The sequence below is a fragment of the Paractinoplanes rishiriensis genome, assembly GCF_016862375.1.
GTDB classification, from domain to species: Bacteria; Actinomycetota; Actinomycetes; order Mycobacteriales; family Micromonosporaceae; genus Actinoplanes; species Actinoplanes rishiriensis.
This window is the reverse complement of record NZ_BOMV01000073.1, coordinates 175,104-190,874: the sequence shown is the minus strand read 5'-3', so window position 1 is coordinate 190,874 and position 15,771 is coordinate 175,104. Positions and strand designations below refer to the sequence as shown.

Below are 15,771 nucleotides of genomic sequence, written 5' to 3'. Positions count from 1 at the left end.
AAGAATCGTCCCCATGATCTTTCGTGACCCGGTTTTCGACGGTGCCGCCGACCCGGTCCTGGTGTTCAACCGGGCCGAGCAGGCCTGGTGGATGGTCTACACGGCGCGCCGGGCCAACCAGCCCGGCCTGCCGGGCGTCAGCTGGGTGCACGGCACCGACCTGGGCGTGGCCTCGTCCACCGACGGGGGCGCGACCTGGCTGTACCGGGGCGTGCTGGCGGGCCTGGACACCGAGTGGGGCCGGCACACGTACTGGGCACCGGAGATCATCGACGACGGCGAGACCTATCACATGTACGTGTCGGTGATCCGCGGCGTGCCCGAGCAGTGGCCGGGCCACGAGCGGCACATCCGGCACTACACCAGCCCCGACCTGCTCGGCTGGACCTACCGCTCGACGCTCGAGCTGTCGTCGAAGTACGTCATCGACGCCTGTGTCGCCGCGCTCCCCGGCGGCGGCCACCGGATGTGGTACAAGGACGAGGCCGACGATTCGCAAACCTGGGCGGCCGACAGCGACGACCTGTACTCGTGGCGGGTCCGCGGGCTGGCGGTGGGCGGCCGGGCGCACGAGGGCCCGAACGTGTTCGAACTCGGCGGCCACCACTGGATGCTGGTCGACGAGTGGCGCGGCCAGCGGGTGCTGCGCTCGTCCGACCTGGACGGCTGGGAGCCGCAGGGGCTGCTGCTGGACGACGCCCCGATCGGGTTCCACGCCGACGTGGTGGGCGAGTACGCCTTCTACTTCACCCATCCCGGCCGGCTCCCCGGCGTCGGCGACGAGGAGTACGAGTCCCGGCGTTCCGCGGTGCACGTTGCGCGTCTGTCCGTGGTGGACGGCCGGCTGGTCTGCGACCGGACCGAGGTCCGGAACGCCCCGGTGTTGCCGGTCGAGGGTAGCGTGCTGCGCTATGGGGGAGAACGGTAACCAAGTCACCGACCGCAGCGGCGTCACGGTCCTCGGCACCGCGCTGCTGGGCGGGTGCGCCGCGCTGGTGGCCCTGGCCGTGCTGCTGGTGGTGAGCCCGGCGTCGTTCGTCAGCCTGATGCCGGACTGGGTCGTCGCGGACCGCTCCGATCAGGTCACCGCGTGGGTGATCGTCGCAACCTGCGTCCTCGCGGCCGTGCTCCTGGGCCTGGCCCGGGGCCGCGCGCCGCGCCTGCGCGGCGTGGCGATCACGGTGCTGCTGCTGGCCGCGGCGGGTTCCGCGAGCAACGCACTAGCAAGCCGCGCGTCGGAACAGATCCCCGAACCCGCCTGCGTCGAACGCAGCGGCGGCCCCGCCACCTGCCCCGGCGGCTGACCGGGCCTCGGGCAAACGTAGCGATGCGTGGGCGCAATGCTGCGTGGGCGCAAAGGCGGAATGCGGCTGACGGGTCGCCGCCGCGCACGGACAGCCCCGCGATCGTTGCGTTAGCGGCTCCGAGTCGCGAATGCGGTTGCGGGGAACCACCGGCTGGGAACAGGGATGGCGCTCGGGAAGGTCTCGCGGTGGATTGCCGTCAGAACTGCGCCGGTGGTTGGGTGGTCAGGCCGCCGGTGGTCGGGAAGGCGGCGGACGTCACCGTGACGGTGGCTGAGGTCAGGCCGGCGCAGGTTGCCTGCAGGGTGATCGGGCCGGCGGTGCGGCTGGCGCGGAGGAAGACGCGGTTGATGCCGCACTCGGTGTTCACGTGGGGCTTGTGCACGCTGCCGGGCAGGTGGGCGTTGAAGCCGCCCAGGAACTTTGCCGGGCCGGTCAGGGTGAAGTCGACGCGGGCCTGGTGGGTGGGCATCCGGCGGCCCTGGGCGTCGACCGCCTCGACGTCCACGAAAGCTATGTCGCTGCCGTCGGCTCGCAGGCCGCCGGGGGCCGTGTACGCGGTCAGGCGCAGCGCGGTCGCGGCGCCGGTGGTGGACTTGGCGGTTCGGAACACCTCGGCTCCGGAGGCGTCGAAGCCGACCGCGGTGAGGGTGCCGGACTGCCAGGCCACGTCGGGGAACGTGTGCAGGAAGTCCTGGGCGGGCGTCGTGCTGTTGCCGGCCTGGACGCCGTTGACCAGCAGTTGCACCCGCCGGACGGGGGCGGAGGCCATCACGTACACGGTCTTGCGGGTGTTCGCGGGGTAGGTCCAGTGGCCGAGGATGTGCAGATCGGCGGCCGGGTTCTGCATGACCCGGTAGGTGTGCAGGGACTCCTTCGGCAGGCGTACGGCGTCGACCCGGCCGGACAGGCGGGCGCATTCCCAGCCGTACTGCCGCCCGTGCTGGTTGGAGTCGGCCCAGATCAGCGCGGCGGCACCGGAGTAGCGGCGGTCGCCGGGACCCTGGATCCGCTGGCCCCAGAACTCGTAGCGGGTCAGCGCGGCGTGCTTGCCGGCGAAGTCCTCCGAGGTCAGGTGGTACGTCACGTCGGGGCCGGTGAGGTAGCCGAAGTCGGGGGGCGAGGCGTTGTCCCAGACCCGGCGGGGCGCCTCGTCGCGGGTGTACTCGCACTCGATGATCGGTTTACGGTCGCGGGCGTAGACCGAGTAGTGCCGGTTGAGCATCGTGCCGACCCACTCGGCCGCGTCGACCGCGGCGGTTCCCCCGTACGCGGCATTGTCCGAGATGGCCCGGCAGCCCATCGCCCGGCCGCCGTTCGGGTCCCAGGTCTTGCGCAGGCCGGTCATCTCGGCCATGTGGGCCGCGGTGATCCAGTTGTTGCCGGCCTCCCAGAACAGGATGCTCGGGTTGTTCCGGAAGTAGATCAGCACGTCGCGCATCAGTTCGACGCGCTGCTGCCACTGCCGGTCGACCGCGTCCCGTTCCTTGTCGCCGGCCGGCTGGATGGACACGATGCCGTAGCGGTCGGTCATCCGGATGTTGCCGGGGCTGGCGGCGACGTGCATCCAGCGGATCAGGTTGGCCCTGCTGTCCCGGATCAACTGGCCGTCGAACTGGGTCATCCACTCCGGCACGGCGCCGCCGATCGCCGCCCACTCGTTGCTGGCCCGGACCGCGTAGCCGGTGAGGAACAGGTGCCGGTCGTTGAGGTACACGCCGCCGTCGACGGCGCCGCCCCGGAACTCGGTCTTCCGGAAACCCGTGGTGACCGGGTACGCGTCGAGCAGCACGCCGCCCTCGGACAGCACCATCTCGACCGTGTAGAGGTGCGGCGCGCCCGGCTCCCAGAACCGCAACTGGCCGATCCGCTGCGCGAGCGTCACCACCTGCGTCTGGCCCGCGGCCAGGGTGACCGGCGCCCCGATGATCGTCGCGCGTACGGTGCCGTCGGCCTGGATCACGTTCGCCGACACGGTGACCGTGCGGGCGGTGCTCTGTTCGTTGCGTACCTGGGCCTCGACGGTGACCGTCGCGGTCGCGCCGCCGACGTTGTGCGCGGTCGCGTACACGTACGTGCCCATGGTCTTGAGGTTGGTGTAAAGCGGCAACGTGAAGTAGGTCCGGGGCAGGACGTACATCCGCACGTTCCGGGTCAGCCCGCCGTAGGTCGGGTTGAAGTCGCGGGTGTCCCACTGGAACGGCATGCCGGTGGCCTCCTCGGGCCGCCACTTGGTGTTGTCGGCCTTGACCGCGATGACGTTCTCGCCGCCGAACACGATGCGGTCGGTGATGTCGAAGCCGAACGGCGCGACCCCGTTCTCGTACCGGCCGACCTGGGTGCCGTTGACGTAGACCGTGGCCGCCTGCCGCCTGCCGCACGCCCTCGAACTCGAGCAGCACCTTGTGGCCGGCGTGCGCGGCCGGCATGGTAAACCTTTTCCGGTACCAGGTGACCTGCATGGCCACCGCGGATTCGCCGGAACTCGTGATGTAGTCGTCGAACGAGTCGACGTCGTTGTGGGTGTGCGGCACGCTCACCGGCAGCCACGAGGAGTCGTCGAACGACGGCGCCTGCGCTCCCGCCACATCCCGCTGGATGAACCGCCAGTCCGGGTTCAGGTGGTAGACCGTCCGGCTGCTCGGGGTCGCCGCCTCGGCGGCCTGCTCGCGCAGCAGGGCCACCGACGTCGCGGCCGCCACCACGCCCGCGCCGACCAGCACCGACCGACGCCGCACACCCGCGCTCTGACCGTTCACCGCGACCTCCGGACCGTCAACGATTAAAACGGTTACATAGAAACGCGGAGCCGATAACCAAGTCAAGACTGTCGATGTATTACGGCGCTGTGGTCGCGCGCAGGAAGGCGGCGGCGGCCACCACCCGGGCGATGTCGGCCGCGTATTCGGGGTCCACGAACGTGTCGGTGCTGCGGTGGTAGTCCGGGTTCGGCTCCGGGTCGGTGCCGGCCGGCCCGGCGAAGAAGTCCTCGGAAGCCAGGCACGCCGGATAACCGCGCAGCTGGAACGACGAGTGGTCGCTGCGGCCGTCGGCCGGGTCGCCGCCGGGCAGGTCGCTGTGGTAGATCTGCGGCGGCTCCAGCTCCGGTGCCATCAGCGCCGTGAGGTGGTGCAGCTCGCCGGCCAGCTGGCGGGAGGCCGACTCGACGCCCGGGTCGGTGCGGTGCCCGGCGTGCAGTTCCCAGCTCCGCGGGCCCGACCGGTTGAAGCCGATCATGTCCAGCTGGAGGACCGCCCGGATGTCGGCGCCCGCCGCCCGCTGCTGCCGGGCGTAGGCGCCGCTGCCGACCAGCCCCTGTTCTTCCGCATTGAAAAGCACAAACCGCAGAGTGTGTACGGGTGGCTCCGGCAGCAGTGCGGCCAGGCGCTCGGCGATGGCCAGCACGGCGGCCAGTCCGCTGCCGTCGTCGTCGGCGCCCGGTGCCGGGTCGCGTTCCGGCCGGTACGGCTGACTGGACATGGCGGTGGCGTCCAGGTGGGCGGTGACCAGCACGGCCGCCTCGGACTCGCCGGGCAGGGTGGCCTCCACGTTGAAGAGGGTCCGGCCGCCGTGGGTGAAGGGCAGCAGCCGTACGGTGAGCCGCCCGCCGGCCAGCCCGGCGAACTCGGTCGCGATCTCGTCGACCGCCCGCCGGTTGCCGGGATGGGCCACGTGCCGGCTGCCGATCGGCTCCGTGCAGTAGCGCCGCACCCGGTCGGCGATCGTCTCGCCGGTCAGGTCGGCGAAGGCTTTCGGGTCCGGCGCCGTCGTCTCGGTCAGCGCGGCCGCGGCCGGTGGCCGATGGGCGGCGGGAGCGAGCAGCGACGGGTCCGGGAGCAGGCGTACGTGGTGACCGTGCCGCGATGCGGCGGCGTGATAGTCGTCCGGGGACTGCCCGGCCGGGAGCGCGACGATCAGGCCCGCCTCGTCGTCCGCGACACCGAACCGGCCGGCCGCGGTCGCGTCGTCGCGGAACAGGTAGAGGTCGGTGTGCTGCGGCGCGTCCACCTCGCCGAGCGGCTGCACGGCGAAGCCGAGACCGGTCAGCTCGGTCACGGCGCGTTCCGCCGCCATCGCGTACACGGTCTCGGCGGTGACGTGCAGCGGGACCACCCGCAGGCGCCTCAGCACCGCGGGCCAGTCACTGGCCACGGTGATCCGCAGGTAGCGCAGCACCGCACCGGCCAGCACGTCCTCGACCAGCAGCGGGTGCGGCGCGGTCCGCCAGCCGGCCTGCCGGGCGAACCCGCGCTCGCTCGCGTCCTCGCCGCAGAACACACAGCGCTCCGCGGCGACGGCGGCCCGGCCGGCGGCCAACTGGAAGATCTCCGGCGAGTCCTTGCGCAGGCCCACATCCCGGCTGTAGATGCGCAGCGCGGTCTCGAACCGGTCGCGCAGGCCCACCGCGTGCAGGACGGCGTCCACCGCGGTGCCGTCGTCCTGGCCGGTGTTCGAGATGATCCCGAGCCGGCGCCCGCGCAGCTCGTCGAGGACCTCCACCGCGAAACCGAACGGCTGGAAGCCGACCAGATGCACCGGCGGCGGCGACAGCACCGGGGTGCCCAGCGTGTCACCGAGGTCGAAGAAGACGACGGAATCGGCGGTGTCCATGGTGCTCTCCCGCTCAGCCGGCGCGCAGCGCGAGGTTGTTGTCGAACGGCACCAGCTGCCACTCCGGCGTCGGGCCGGTGGCGCACGGGTTGAACGTCTCGGGATCGATCACGCTGGGGTCGCCGTCCGCGCGGGCCGCCATCAGCAGGCCCTGCTCGCCGTCCGGCGTCCACTCGAACGGGCCGGCCAGCACGCTGCCGCCCGGCGGGATCGGCTCGCCGACCGCGAGCTCCGGCGTGCCCAGCGGCGTGTAGTCGGCCGGCCAGACCCGGTCACCCTTGGCCGGCACGGCGAAGCCGCGCACCCGCACGTTGCGCGCCGGCTGGGTGCCGCGGTTACGCACCCGGGCGTACGCGAAATTGGTTTGTCCCGGCACCGGCGCCTCATGCTCGCCGCCGCCCGGTCCCGGATCCACCCGGTTCCAGACGTCCGGCGACTCCCCGAACTCCTCCTGGAACTCGTATTCGCCCTGCCGCGGAGCGGTGGCGCTGTCCTCGATGTAGACGTCGACGTCCGGCGGTGCGCCGGGCCGGTCCGCCGGCCGCTGGGTGCCGGGCGGCTGGTACAGGCCCTGCTTCTCGAACGCCCAGCGGATCATCTTGTGCACGGCGCCGCCCCGGTAGCCCTCGAAGTCGGCGGTGCCGATGTCGGCGTTCATCAGCGAGGTGGCGAACACGTCCGGGCGCGGGGTGCGGACGATCGGATTGCCGGCCAGCGTGCCGATCGCCCGGAAGATCAGGTATGCGGTCTGCCGCGCGGCGAGCTGGCGCCGGCGGACGTCCGCGGCGTCGCCGCCGAGCGCGCGGTAGAACCGGAACAGGGTGGTGGAGAGCATCTGCTCGGCCAGGTACCCGGCCTGGTCGATGCCGCCCCGCACGAACGGCTCGAACTTGCTGCCGGCCCAGCCCCAGCCCTCGGTGACGTCCCGGTCGTGCCGGCGGTTCGGCAGCAGCCACGGGAACGTCGCGAACCGGGTGCCCGGGCCGTCGCGCAGCGCCGACTCCGGGTCCAGCAGGATCGCCGCCAGGCTGTCGCCGGCGCTGTGCGCGAAGCCGAAGTTCGGATGGTGGACGCTGTCCCACAGCAGGGTGTGGCCGAACTCGTGCCACACCACCCGGGCGTCGGCGGCGATGCCACAGGCCGCCGGGTTGGCCGCCGCGGTGAGACCGAAGACAAAACCACCAGATCCATCACCGCGTACGTTGCCCGGCGCCATCGCGTTCTTGCCGTCGTTGAGCGCGCAGGCGTCGACCGGGATCGGGAACCGGGTGCCGTCGAAGTAGGACCGGACGTCGAAACCCATGCCCGCCATGTAGCGGAACAGCGCGTCGCAGTGGTGGTAGGCGTTGACCGCGGAGAACTCGCGGGTGGCCACGTCGAAGTGGAAGCTGCCGGGCGGGTCGTCCACCCGCGGCGGGGCGAAGACCGGGCGCTCGCTGTCGACGATCTCCACGAACTCGCCGGCCAGCCCCTGCGGGTTGGCCGCGGTCAGGCCGTCCAGCGGCACCTGCGCGCGGAACCCGTTGAGCAAGGCCGGTCCGGCGATCGGCGTCGCGGACTCCCCGCCACCCGCGGTCAGCGGATCGGTCCGGAAGACCAGCGCGGTGGCGGCGGCGACGAACGCGCGCAGATAGAGCACCGCGCCGGTCCGCTGCTCCACGAAGGCGCGCCAGTTGACCCCGCCGCCCGCGCCCACGCCGTAACCCTCGACCGGCAGCGTGAACAGCACCTCGGTGACCACGTAGTGCTGTCCCGCGACGACCTCGTCCGGCACCGGCGGCAGGTCCAGCGTCGGCGGCCCGCTCTCGAACCCGCCGTCGGTGTGCACCTGCGGGTCGGTGCGCTGGTCCGGCTCGTACCGGTAGATCAGCGCCCGGGTGCCGTTGAGCGTCACCTTCGCCGCATCGCCGAGGCCGAGCAGCGCGGCGAACCCGGGCGGGTCCACCTCGTCCGGCCCGAACCGGCCACCCGGCTCCGGCACCGAGACGTCGGGGTGCACCGAGGACTGACTGGCGGTCACCCGCATCGGCTCGGACAGCACCGTGACGGTGACGCCGGCCTCCCACACCGGGAGCCCCTGGAAGGTCTGCTGGTACGAGACGGACGTCGTACCGAAAACCTGCTTCTCCTCGGCCAGCACCAGCAGACTGCCGCCGTCGGCGAGACCGGCCGGCGCCCCCGGCAGCATCGTCTCGTCGATGCCCAGGGCCCGGGTGCCGACATCCCGCAGATACTGGTCGGCGAGCCCTTCCGGCGTGACGGCGGCAAACGCCTGCGGCCCGCCCGCCGAGGCGACATAGGGCTGCTGCAAATGGTCGACGTGCTGCACGTCGTCGCGGTCGGAAACGGGCTCGGTCATCGCGGCACCTCCGTGGCAATGCTCGAACCGCCGACGGCGGCGTGTCCATGAATGTCACCCGTCGGATGCCGGACAAGACGGCAGACCTGCTAGCTGGGCTTCACCGTCCAGGCGCCGTCGCCCGCAATCACCACGGCCACCGTGCCGCCGCGAAGCAGGATTTTCACCCGAGTATTTCCCGATTTCGTCCCCTTACCCGTCCCGCCGCCGCGGCACAACACGAGCACGCCGATCGTCGGACACTGCCGGGTGTCGATTGCCGTCATGAGGCCGCCTCGCGGGCGCGGTCGAAGCCCAGGCTCGGCGGGGTCGCGTTCACGTGCCAGTTGCCGACTATGCGGTCCTTGTAGATGCGCGGGTTGTGCGACGTGATGGTGCGGGCGTTGCGCCAGTGGCGGTCGAGCAGGGTGCTCTCGTCGAGGGCCGACGAGCTCAGCGCGTCGTACAGCAATGTGGTTGCCTGCAGCACCAACTCGGTGACCGCGCCCTGTGCCTCGTACACCGCAATGGTGGCCCGGTGGATCGGGGTGGCCAGGTCGTCCTCGCCGGCTATCGCCAGGTCGGCGACCGGGTCGAGGGAACGCGCCGCGGACAGCACCGTGGCCTCGGCGGCGTAGGCGAGGGCCGCCACCTTGCCGACGACGGCCAGAACCTGGGCGTCCTCGCGGGCGGTCTCGCCGAGGCCGTGCTTGTACGCGCGGGTGCGGTTCCGGACCGCCTCGACCAGGTCGTCGCGGGCCGCGCGGGCGGTGCCGGCCAGTGTTGCCAGGTGGACCAGCTGGTACACCGCCTCCTGGTAGGGCGCGCGGTCCAGGAACGGGAAGACGCCGCGGTCGTCGACTTCGACGCCGGTGAACCGTGCGGTGCCGCTGCCGGTGGTGCGCTGGCCGATGCCGGACCAGTCGTCGACGACCTCCACGCCGGGGGCGGTCGCGTTGACGACGGCGATCACGTGGTCGTCGCCCTGTTTGGCCGCCACGCTGATCCAGTCGGCGAAGATGCTGCCGGTGCTGTAGTACTTCGTGCCGGTCAGCAGGCCGTCCGGGGACAGGTGGGTGTTCGGGTTGTCGAAGGTGGTGCCGCGCTCGGACCAGGCCCCGCCCACCACGGCGCCGCTCGCGATCACCTTGCGCCAGTGTCCGTTGCGGCCGGCGGGCGCCGGTTGCAGCCGGTCCTCGACGAACGCGATGTGGTTGCGCCAGATCTGCGGCAGGTTGGAGTCGGCGGCGCCGAGGTGGATCAGCAGCGCGAAGAAGCCGGCCAGGCTGATACCGCGGCCGCCCTCGCCGGCCGGCAGCCGCAGGGCACCGAACCCGGTCTCGGCCAGGGCCCGCACGTCGTCGTGGGGCAGGGTCCGGTCGCGTTCCCGGGTGGCGGCGTTCGCCCGGATCCGCTCGATGATCGGCGTGAACTGGTCGAGGTTCATGCGTTGTCCTCCCGGAGGGCCAGCGCCGGCGCGCGGTGCCGGCCGGGAACGGCGTCGAGCAGCCGCTGGGTGTAGGGGTGGGCGGGGGAGTCGAAGACCGCGCGGGTGCGGCCGTGCTCGACCGCGGTGCCGGCCTCCAGCACGGTCACGGTGTCCGAGATCTGGCGGACCAGGCCGAGGTCGTGCGAGATGAACAGGTAGGTCAGGTCCTGCTCGCGACGCAGCTCGATCAGCAGGTCGACGATCTGGGCCTGGACGGTCACGTCGAGTGCCGAGGTGGGCTCGTCCAGGATCAAGATCTTTGGCGCCAGTACGAGGGCACGCGCGACCGCGACCCGCTGGCGCTGGCCGCCGGAGATCTCCCGTGGCCTGCGGGGCAGCACCGCGGCCGGCAGCGCCACCCGGTCGAGGATCTCCCGGACCCGGCGGCGCCGCTCGTCGCGCGCCACCCCGGCGAGGCGCAGCGGTTCGTCGACGATGCGGTCCACGGTGTAGCGCGGGTCGACCGCGGCCAGCGGATTCTGGTAGACGAGCTGGAGGTCACCCGGATGGTCATTGGCCACTTCCGGCCGGGGTGGGAGCGGCCGGCCCAGCACGGTGACCCGGCCGGCGTCGAAGCCGGTCAGGCCGGCCGCGATCCGGGCCAGCGTGGTCTTGCCGGAGCCGGACTCGCCGACCAGGGCGTGGATCGAGCCCCGGGTGAGCCGCAGCGAGACGTCGCCGACCGCGTGGACCGGGCCGAACGCCTTGCTGACCCCGTCGATCTCCAGCACCGCCGGGGCGTCGGGGTCGGCGTCGAGGTGGTCGGCGTACCTGTCCGGGCGCTGGGCCGGTTCGTGCGACAGCAGCGTCACCGTGTACTCGTCCCGGGGGTTCTCCATCACCTGCCGGGCCGGGCCGCTGTCCTTGACCACGCCGTTCTGCAGCACCACCAGACGGTCGGCCCGCTCCTGGGCGAGTGCCAGGTTGTGGGTGATGAACAGGACCGCCAGCCCGAGTTCGTCCTGCAGGCCGCCGAGCAGGTCGAGGATGGTCTTCTGCACGGTCACGTCGAGCGCCGAGGTGGGCTCGTCGGCGATCAGTACCGACGGGCGAGCCGCGATCGCGGTGGCGATGAGCACGCGTTGCAACTGGCCGCCGGAGAGCTGATGGGGGTACGCCCGGGCACGCGTCGCCGGGTCCGGGATCCCGACGTGCTCGAGCAGTTCCAGCACCCGGCCGCGCACCCGGTCGCGGGGTACGGTGCGGTGCACCCGCAGGCTCTGCGCGATCTGGTCGCCGACCCGGACCAGCGGATCCAGCGAGCTCAGCGGATCCTGCGGGACGAAGCCGACGGAGGCGCCGTGCAGTTCCCGCCACTGCCGCGGTGCCCATCGGGTGACGTCCCGGCCGAGCAGGTGGACGGTGCCGCCGGTGATCGCGCCGTTGGCCGGCAGCAGCCCGCTGACCGCGTGCGCGATCGTGCTCTTGCCGCTGCCGGACTCGCCGACCAGGCAGGTGGTCTGCCCCGGGCCGATCTCGAAGGAGACGCCGTGCACCGCGTCGACCGGACGGTCGCGGCCGGCGGCGTACCCGATCCTCAGGTCTTCGACGCGGATCATCACGAGAGCCTTTCCTTGACGAACTGGCTGACCCGGCTGATCGACAGCACCGAGACCGTGATGACCAGGCCGGGGATCACGATCAGCCAGGGGGAGGAGACGACGTAGTCGCGGCCCTCGGCGACCAGAAGGCCCCACTCCGGCTGCGGCGGCGGGGCGCCGTAGCCGAGGAAGCTCAGCGCCGAGATCCACACGATGGCCAGCCCGAACTGCAGCGCGGCCAGCGACAGCACGGCGTGGTACGAGTTCGGGAACACGTGCCGCAGCAGCACCTGCCGGCGGGTGCCGCCGAGGTGGTGGCTGGCCTCGACGAACGGCAGGCCGGCGACGGTCAGCGTCTCGGACCGCATCAGGCGGGTGAAGACCGCGACCGACGACACCCCCACGGCGATCGCCGCGTTGAGTGCGCCGAAGCCGAGCGCCACCACGACCACCATGGACAGCAGCAGGCCGGGAATCGACAGCAGCACGTCGACGATCCGCGAGATGACCGCGTCGACGGCGCCTCGGAAGTACGCCGCCACCAGGCCCAGCACGGTGCCCGCACCGAGCCCGATCAGCACCGCGACGGCCGAGCCGACCAAGGTCCGGACGGTGCCGTGCAGGACCCGGGACAGCAGGTCGCGGCCCAGGTAGTCGGTGCCGAACGGGTGGGCCGCGGACGGCGCCGCCAGGATGGCGTCGCGGTCCGGCAGCAGCGGGTCGTACGGGGTCAGCAGGCCGGGCGCGACCGCGGCGACCGCGAGCAGCGTGACGATCGCGATGGCCACCCCGTCGAGCGCCGTGACCTCGCGCAGCCGGGCGGCGCGGACCGGCGCGACGACGGCCATCAGGCCACCCGGCCGATGCGCGGGTCGATCACCGGGTACAGCAGGTCGGTGACCAGGTTGATGACCACGAACAGGGTGGACACCAGGATCACCACCGCCATCACCACCGGGGTGTCCTGCTCGCGGACGGCTCGCTCGGTGATCAACCCGATGCCGGTACGGTTGAACACCGTCTCCACGATCGTCGCGCCGGCCAGCAGGTCGCCGACGGTGAGCGCGGTGAGCGTCAGTGCCGGGATCGAGCCGTTCTTGAGGATGTGCCGGCCCGCGACGGTGAACGGCGGCACGCCCTTGGCCTTCAGAACGGTGACGAACGGCTCGCCCCTGGCCCGGCTCAGGCCCTGGATGAGCACCTGGGCGATCGGCGCGTTCACCGCGATGGCCAGGGTCAGGGCCGGCAGCACGTACGAGATCAGGCCCTCGTCGCGGATCGACGACACCCAGCCCAGCCGGAACGAGAAGACGACCAGCAGGACGAACCCGACCAGGAAACTCGGCGTGGACAGGAAGACCGCGGGCAGCGTACGCACGAACGCCCGCACCGCCGGCACCGGGAAGAACACCGCGGTGAGCGCCACCACCAGCGCCAGCACCACCGAGAACACCAGGGCCACCGCGGCCAGCACGACCGTCTCGGCCAGGCCCTGCGCGAACAGGTCGGTGACCGCCTGCCCGGTCACCAGCGAGTAGCCGAAGTCGCCGGTGACCAGCCGCTGAAGCGTGACGAGGTACTGCTGCCAGAGCGACAGGTCCAGGTTGTAGTACTCGATCAGCGGCTTGACCACGGCCTCCGGCAGCGGGTTCAGCGGATTGGTGATCTTGTCCTCGATCGGGTTGCCGGGCAGCACGAACAGCACGGCGAAGACCAGCGTGTAGGACAGGAAGATCACCAGCAGTGCCTGCGCCACGCGGCGGGCGGCGAACCTCATCGGTTCAGCCAGGCGCGCTGGTAGTTGGGCAGCCCGCCGTCGGAGAGCGAGAAGCCCTGCAGGTCCTTGGCGCCGACGTAGACCTGGGTGTCGTTCAGGATCGGGATGGTCAGCGCGTTGTCCAGCAGGTACTTCTGGGTCTCGGCGAGGGCGGCCTGCTCAGCCTCGACGCTGGTCGCGTGCAGGCTCCGGTCGAGCAGCTGCTCGAGCTTGGCGTCGGCGCCCTTGAGCTTGAGCTGGTCGGCCCGCCCGGAGGCGTAGTTGTTCCACAGGCCGTGCGCCGGGTCCGGGTGCGGCCAGCCGCTGCGGGTGAAGTTGACCAGCGGGTCGGCGGTCACCGTCCGGCTGTACGAGCCGTAGTCGGTCTCGTCGATCTCCAGCTCGATGCCCAGCTCCTTGACCTGCGCTTGGGCGTGCTGGAACAGCGCCTTGGCGGTGCTGTCGTAGACGTCGACGTAGGTGCGCAGCTTGAGCCGTCTGCCGTCCTTGGTGCGGTAGCCCTCGGCGTCGCGCGCGGTGAATCCGGACTGGTCGAGCAACTGGCCGGCCTTGTCCTTGTCGTAGGCGAGCTGGGCGGACGCGTCGGTGTAGCCGAGCGTGCCGGGGGACAGCACGCCGGTCGCCGCCGACCAGTTCCCGGTGTAGAGGTCCTTGATGATCCGGTCGCGGTCGATGCCGATCTGGAGCGCCTTGCGGACGTTGACGTCGTCGCCGGGCCAGACGTTCTGGCGCAGCGGCCACTGGTTGGTCAGGCCCACGCCGCTGCGCGCCACCACCGTGAAGCCCTGCGCACCGAGCGACTTCTCCTCGCTGGGCTGCACGTACCGCAGCAGGTCGGCCTGGCCGGAGCGGAGCGTGCCGAGGCGTACCGAATCCTCCTGGACCGGGATGACGGTGATCTTGTCGAGGTATGCCTCGCCCTGGTTGGGCGAGCTTTTCGGCGCCCACGCGTAGCCGGGGCGGCGCTTGAGCACGTAGGACTTGCCGTACTCGACCGATTCGACCACGAACGGCCCACTGCCGACCAGGTTCCTGTACTCCGACTGCTGCTCCCGGGTGAGTCCGAACACCGAGTCGTCGACCAGGCCGGCCGCCCACCCGGTCAGCGCACCGAGAAAAGGAGCCCAGGGCTTTTTGAGCTGTACGGTGACAGTCCGCGACGCGGGCTCGGTGGTGATCTCGCCCTCGGCCGGGAAGGCGAAGTTCTTGGCGAGCGCCTTCTGCTGGTCGCCGAAGATCTGGCGGGTCAGGTTGCGCTGCACGCTCGCCACGTCGAGCGGGCTGCCGTCGCTGTAGGTGACCCCGTCGCGGATCACGAAGTCGTAGCGCAGGCCGTCGGCGGAGACCTTCCAGCTCTCCGCGATCCACGGCTCGAGCTCGCCGGTCTCGGCGTTGCGGTGCAGGAGCCGGTCGGTGATGTTCCAGAACAGCGCGCGGTCCTGCCAGGTGCCCTGTTCCTGGATCAGCGCGGAGATCGGGATCTCGGCGTCCAGGTAGGTCAGTTCACCGCCGCGCACCGGTTCGCCGGTGGCGGAACCGCCCTCGGCGGCGGCCGACGAGCAGGCGGTCACCGCGAGCAGGGAGGCGGCAAGGACGGCCTTGAGCACGAGTGATCTCATGCTCGCCAATCTCCTAGTAAGGCTATAGGAAAACAAGGTACGTTCTGGATAGTGGGACGCCGCGGATCAGGCCGTGCGTTCCCGCAGCGGGCGCCGGGCTCGCTCGCGCAGGTGGCCGAGCAGCTGGACAACGGCTGGCAGCACCCGGGTCTCCCGGCGGTGCAGGGCGGTCATGGTGATGACCGTGGTGTCGCCGGCCAGCGGGCGGGTCACTATCAGGCCGGCCCGCTCCAGTGGGTCGCCCAGCACGCTGTAGTCCGGCAGGACGGTGAGCCCGATGCCCTCGGCCACCATCATCTTGCCCATCTCGGCGCCGTCGGTGGAGTGCCACGCGGCCGGCAGGTCGGAACCGAACAGCCGGTGGGCGTAGCGGTACATCAGGTAGCCGGAGCGCATCGCGACGAAGCGCTCGCCGCGCAGGTCGCCGGCCGATACGGCGGCCTGCTGAGCCAGGCGGTGCCCGGCCGGCAGCACCGCGGCGGGCCGGCCGGCCAGCAGGGGAGTGGCCTCGAGGCCGGGTGGTACGTCGTCGCCGTCGAGCAGGTTGACCAGGCCCAGGTCGAGGGTGCCCTCGGCCAGTGCGACGTGGATCTCGTCCTGCTGCAGGTTGCGGACCTCGACCGCGGCCCGGCTCTGGGCCGCCTGGAACGCGCGCACCGCGGGCAGCAGCAGCGAGGCGGTGCCGGCGTTGACCGTGCCGATCCGCAGCAGCCGCCGGGTGGCCAGCTGATCGCCGGCCGCGGCCTTGAGGCGGTCCACCGACTCCAGTACGTCGACGATCGGCTGGAGCAGCTCGCGGCCGGCCAGGCTGATCCGGGCGCCGGAGCGGTGCCGGTCCAGCAGGGTCACGCCGAGCTCCCGTTCGAGCTTGCGGATGGCCTCGCTGATGGCCGGCTGGGAGACGTGCAGTTGGTCGCTCGCGCGGCGCAGCGAGCCGTAGCGGGTCACGGCGGCGAGGTACTCGAGCTGCTCGATGCGCATCGGAACTCCGGGGGTGATCGGGGCCTGGGTGATCGGGGCCTGGGTGATCGGGGTGGGCGTCGGGGTGATCGGCAATGCCGTCCGCCAGGCGTCTTGCGCCACCATAACCCA

General features: G+C 71.6%; 12 protein-coding genes. 2 read left to right on the top strand and 10 right to left on the bottom strand.

Annotation, left to right across the window (positions count from 1 at the left end):
* Window positions 1–13: 13 nt before the first annotated feature.
* Both Ari01nite_RS35040 and Ari01nite_RS35035 read left to right on the top strand, forming a co-directional pair.
* The gene (locus Ari01nite_RS35040) at window positions 14–928 is read left to right on the top strand and encodes a glycoside hydrolase family protein (protein WP_203786551.1); all 915 of its coding nucleotides are present in this window, start codon (window positions 14–16) and stop codon (window positions 926–928) included.
* Window positions 912–1,304, top strand: a complete 393-nt coding sequence (locus Ari01nite_RS35035; protein WP_203786550.1) for a hypothetical protein — start codon at window positions 912–914, stop codon at window positions 1,302–1,304. The genes Ari01nite_RS35040 and Ari01nite_RS35035 overlap by 17 nt, the downstream gene beginning before the upstream one ends.
* 199 nt (window positions 1,305–1,503) lie before the next feature.
* On the opposite strand, the gene Ari01nite_RS35030 is transcribed toward Ari01nite_RS35035, so the two are convergent.
* The 10 genes from Ari01nite_RS35030 to Ari01nite_RS34985 all read right to left on the bottom strand — a co-directional run bounded on the left by Ari01nite_RS35030 (window position 1,504) and on the right by Ari01nite_RS34985 (window position 15,765).
* Window positions 1,504–3,582 carry a glycoside hydrolase family 2 TIM barrel-domain containing protein gene (locus tag Ari01nite_RS35030; protein ID WP_203786549.1) on the bottom strand — a complete coding sequence of 693 codons (2,079 nt, stop codon included), beginning with the start codon at window positions 3,580–3,582 and terminating at the stop codon, window positions 1,504–1,506.
* Window positions 3,583–4,142: 560 nt separating this feature from the next.
* Window positions 4,143–5,915: a M20/M25/M40 family metallo-hydrolase gene (locus Ari01nite_RS35025; protein WP_203786548.1), complete on the bottom strand. Its 1,773-nt coding sequence runs from the start codon at window positions 5,913–5,915 to the stop codon at window positions 4,143–4,145.
* Window positions 5,916–5,928: 13 nt separating this feature from the next.
* A complete protein-coding gene (locus tag Ari01nite_RS35020) occupies window positions 5,929–8,274 on the bottom strand; it encodes a hypothetical protein (RefSeq protein WP_203786547.1) in 2,346 nt (781 codons plus the stop codon).
* Between the two features lie 89 nt (window positions 8,275–8,363).
* Complete coding sequence (locus Ari01nite_RS35015; RefSeq protein WP_203786546.1) at window positions 8,364–8,540, bottom strand: hypothetical protein; 177 nt, start codon at window positions 8,538–8,540, stop codon at window positions 8,364–8,366.
* Window positions 8,537–9,700, bottom strand: coding sequence for an acyl-CoA dehydrogenase family protein (locus Ari01nite_RS35010; protein WP_203786545.1), 1,164 nt, complete (start codon window positions 9,698–9,700; stop codon window positions 8,537–8,539). The genes Ari01nite_RS35015 and Ari01nite_RS35010 overlap by 4 nt, the downstream gene beginning before the upstream one ends.
* The gene (locus Ari01nite_RS35005) at window positions 9,697–11,301 is read right to left on the bottom strand and encodes a dipeptide ABC transporter ATP-binding protein (RefSeq protein WP_203786544.1); all 1,605 of its coding nucleotides are present in this window, start codon (window positions 11,299–11,301) and stop codon (window positions 9,697–9,699) included. The genes Ari01nite_RS35010 and Ari01nite_RS35005 overlap by 4 nt, the downstream gene beginning before the upstream one ends.
* Window positions 11,301–12,131 (bottom strand): ABC transporter permease, encoded by an 831-nt coding sequence (locus tag Ari01nite_RS35000; protein WP_203786543.1) that lies wholly within the window; start codon window positions 12,129–12,131, stop codon window positions 11,301–11,303. Before Ari01nite_RS35000 ends, Ari01nite_RS35005 begins: the two co-directional genes overlap by 1 nt.
* Window positions 12,131–13,060, bottom strand: coding sequence for an ABC transporter permease (locus tag Ari01nite_RS34995; protein ID WP_203786542.1), 930 nt, complete (start codon window positions 13,058–13,060; stop codon window positions 12,131–12,133). The genes Ari01nite_RS35000 and Ari01nite_RS34995 overlap by 1 nt, the downstream gene beginning before the upstream one ends.
* On the bottom strand, window positions 13,057–14,679 hold the full coding sequence (locus Ari01nite_RS34990) for an ABC transporter substrate-binding protein (RefSeq protein ID WP_203786541.1): 1,623 nt from the start codon (window positions 14,677–14,679) through the stop codon (window positions 13,057–13,059). The genes Ari01nite_RS34995 and Ari01nite_RS34990 overlap by 4 nt, the downstream gene beginning before the upstream one ends.
* A gap of 66 nt (window positions 14,680–14,745) precedes the next feature.
* Window positions 14,746–15,765: a LysR family transcriptional regulator gene (locus tag Ari01nite_RS34985; protein ID WP_239163287.1), complete on the bottom strand. Its 1,020-nt coding sequence runs from the start codon at window positions 15,763–15,765 to the stop codon at window positions 14,746–14,748.
* Window positions 15,766–15,771: the final 6 nt, after the last annotated feature.

Excerpts from the sequence above, each read along its gene's own strand:
- Ari01nite_RS35035 (WP_203786550.1), top strand. The coding sequence starts at position 912 with ATGGGGGAGAACGGTAACCAAGTCACCGACCGCAGCGGCGTCACGGTC.
- Ari01nite_RS35020 (WP_203786547.1), bottom strand. The coding sequence starts at position 8,274 with ATGACCGAGCCCGTTTCCGACCGCGACGACGTGCAGCACGTCGACCAT.
- Ari01nite_RS35005 (WP_203786544.1), bottom strand. The coding sequence starts at position 11,301 with ATGATCCGCGTCGAAGACCTGAGGATCGGGTACGCCGCCGGCCGCGAC.
- Ari01nite_RS35015 (WP_203786546.1), bottom strand. The coding sequence starts at position 8,540 with ATGACGGCAATCGACACCCGGCAGTGTCCGACGATCGGCGTGCTCGTG.
- Ari01nite_RS34990 (WP_203786541.1), bottom strand. The coding sequence starts at position 14,679 with ATGAGATCACTCGTGCTCAAGGCCGTCCTTGCCGCCTCCCTGCTCGCG.
- Ari01nite_RS35010 (WP_203786545.1), bottom strand. The coding sequence starts at position 9,700 with ATGAACCTCGACCAGTTCACGCCGATCATCGAGCGGATCCGGGCGAAC.
- Ari01nite_RS35025 (WP_203786548.1), bottom strand. The coding sequence starts at position 5,915 with ATGGACACCGCCGATTCCGTCGTCTTCTTCGACCTCGGTGACACGCTG.
- Ari01nite_RS35040 (WP_203786551.1), top strand. The coding sequence starts at position 14 with ATGATCTTTCGTGACCCGGTTTTCGACGGTGCCGCCGACCCGGTCCTG.
- Ari01nite_RS34995 (WP_203786542.1), bottom strand. The coding sequence starts at position 13,060 with ATGAGGTTCGCCGCCCGCCGCGTGGCGCAGGCACTGCTGGTGATCTTC.
- Ari01nite_RS34985 (WP_239163287.1), bottom strand. The coding sequence starts at position 15,765 with ATGGTGGCGCAAGACGCCTGGCGGACGGCATTGCCGATCACCCCGACG.
- Ari01nite_RS35000 (WP_203786543.1), bottom strand. The coding sequence starts at position 12,131 with ATGGCCGTCGTCGCGCCGGTCCGCGCCGCCCGGCTGCGCGAGGTCACG.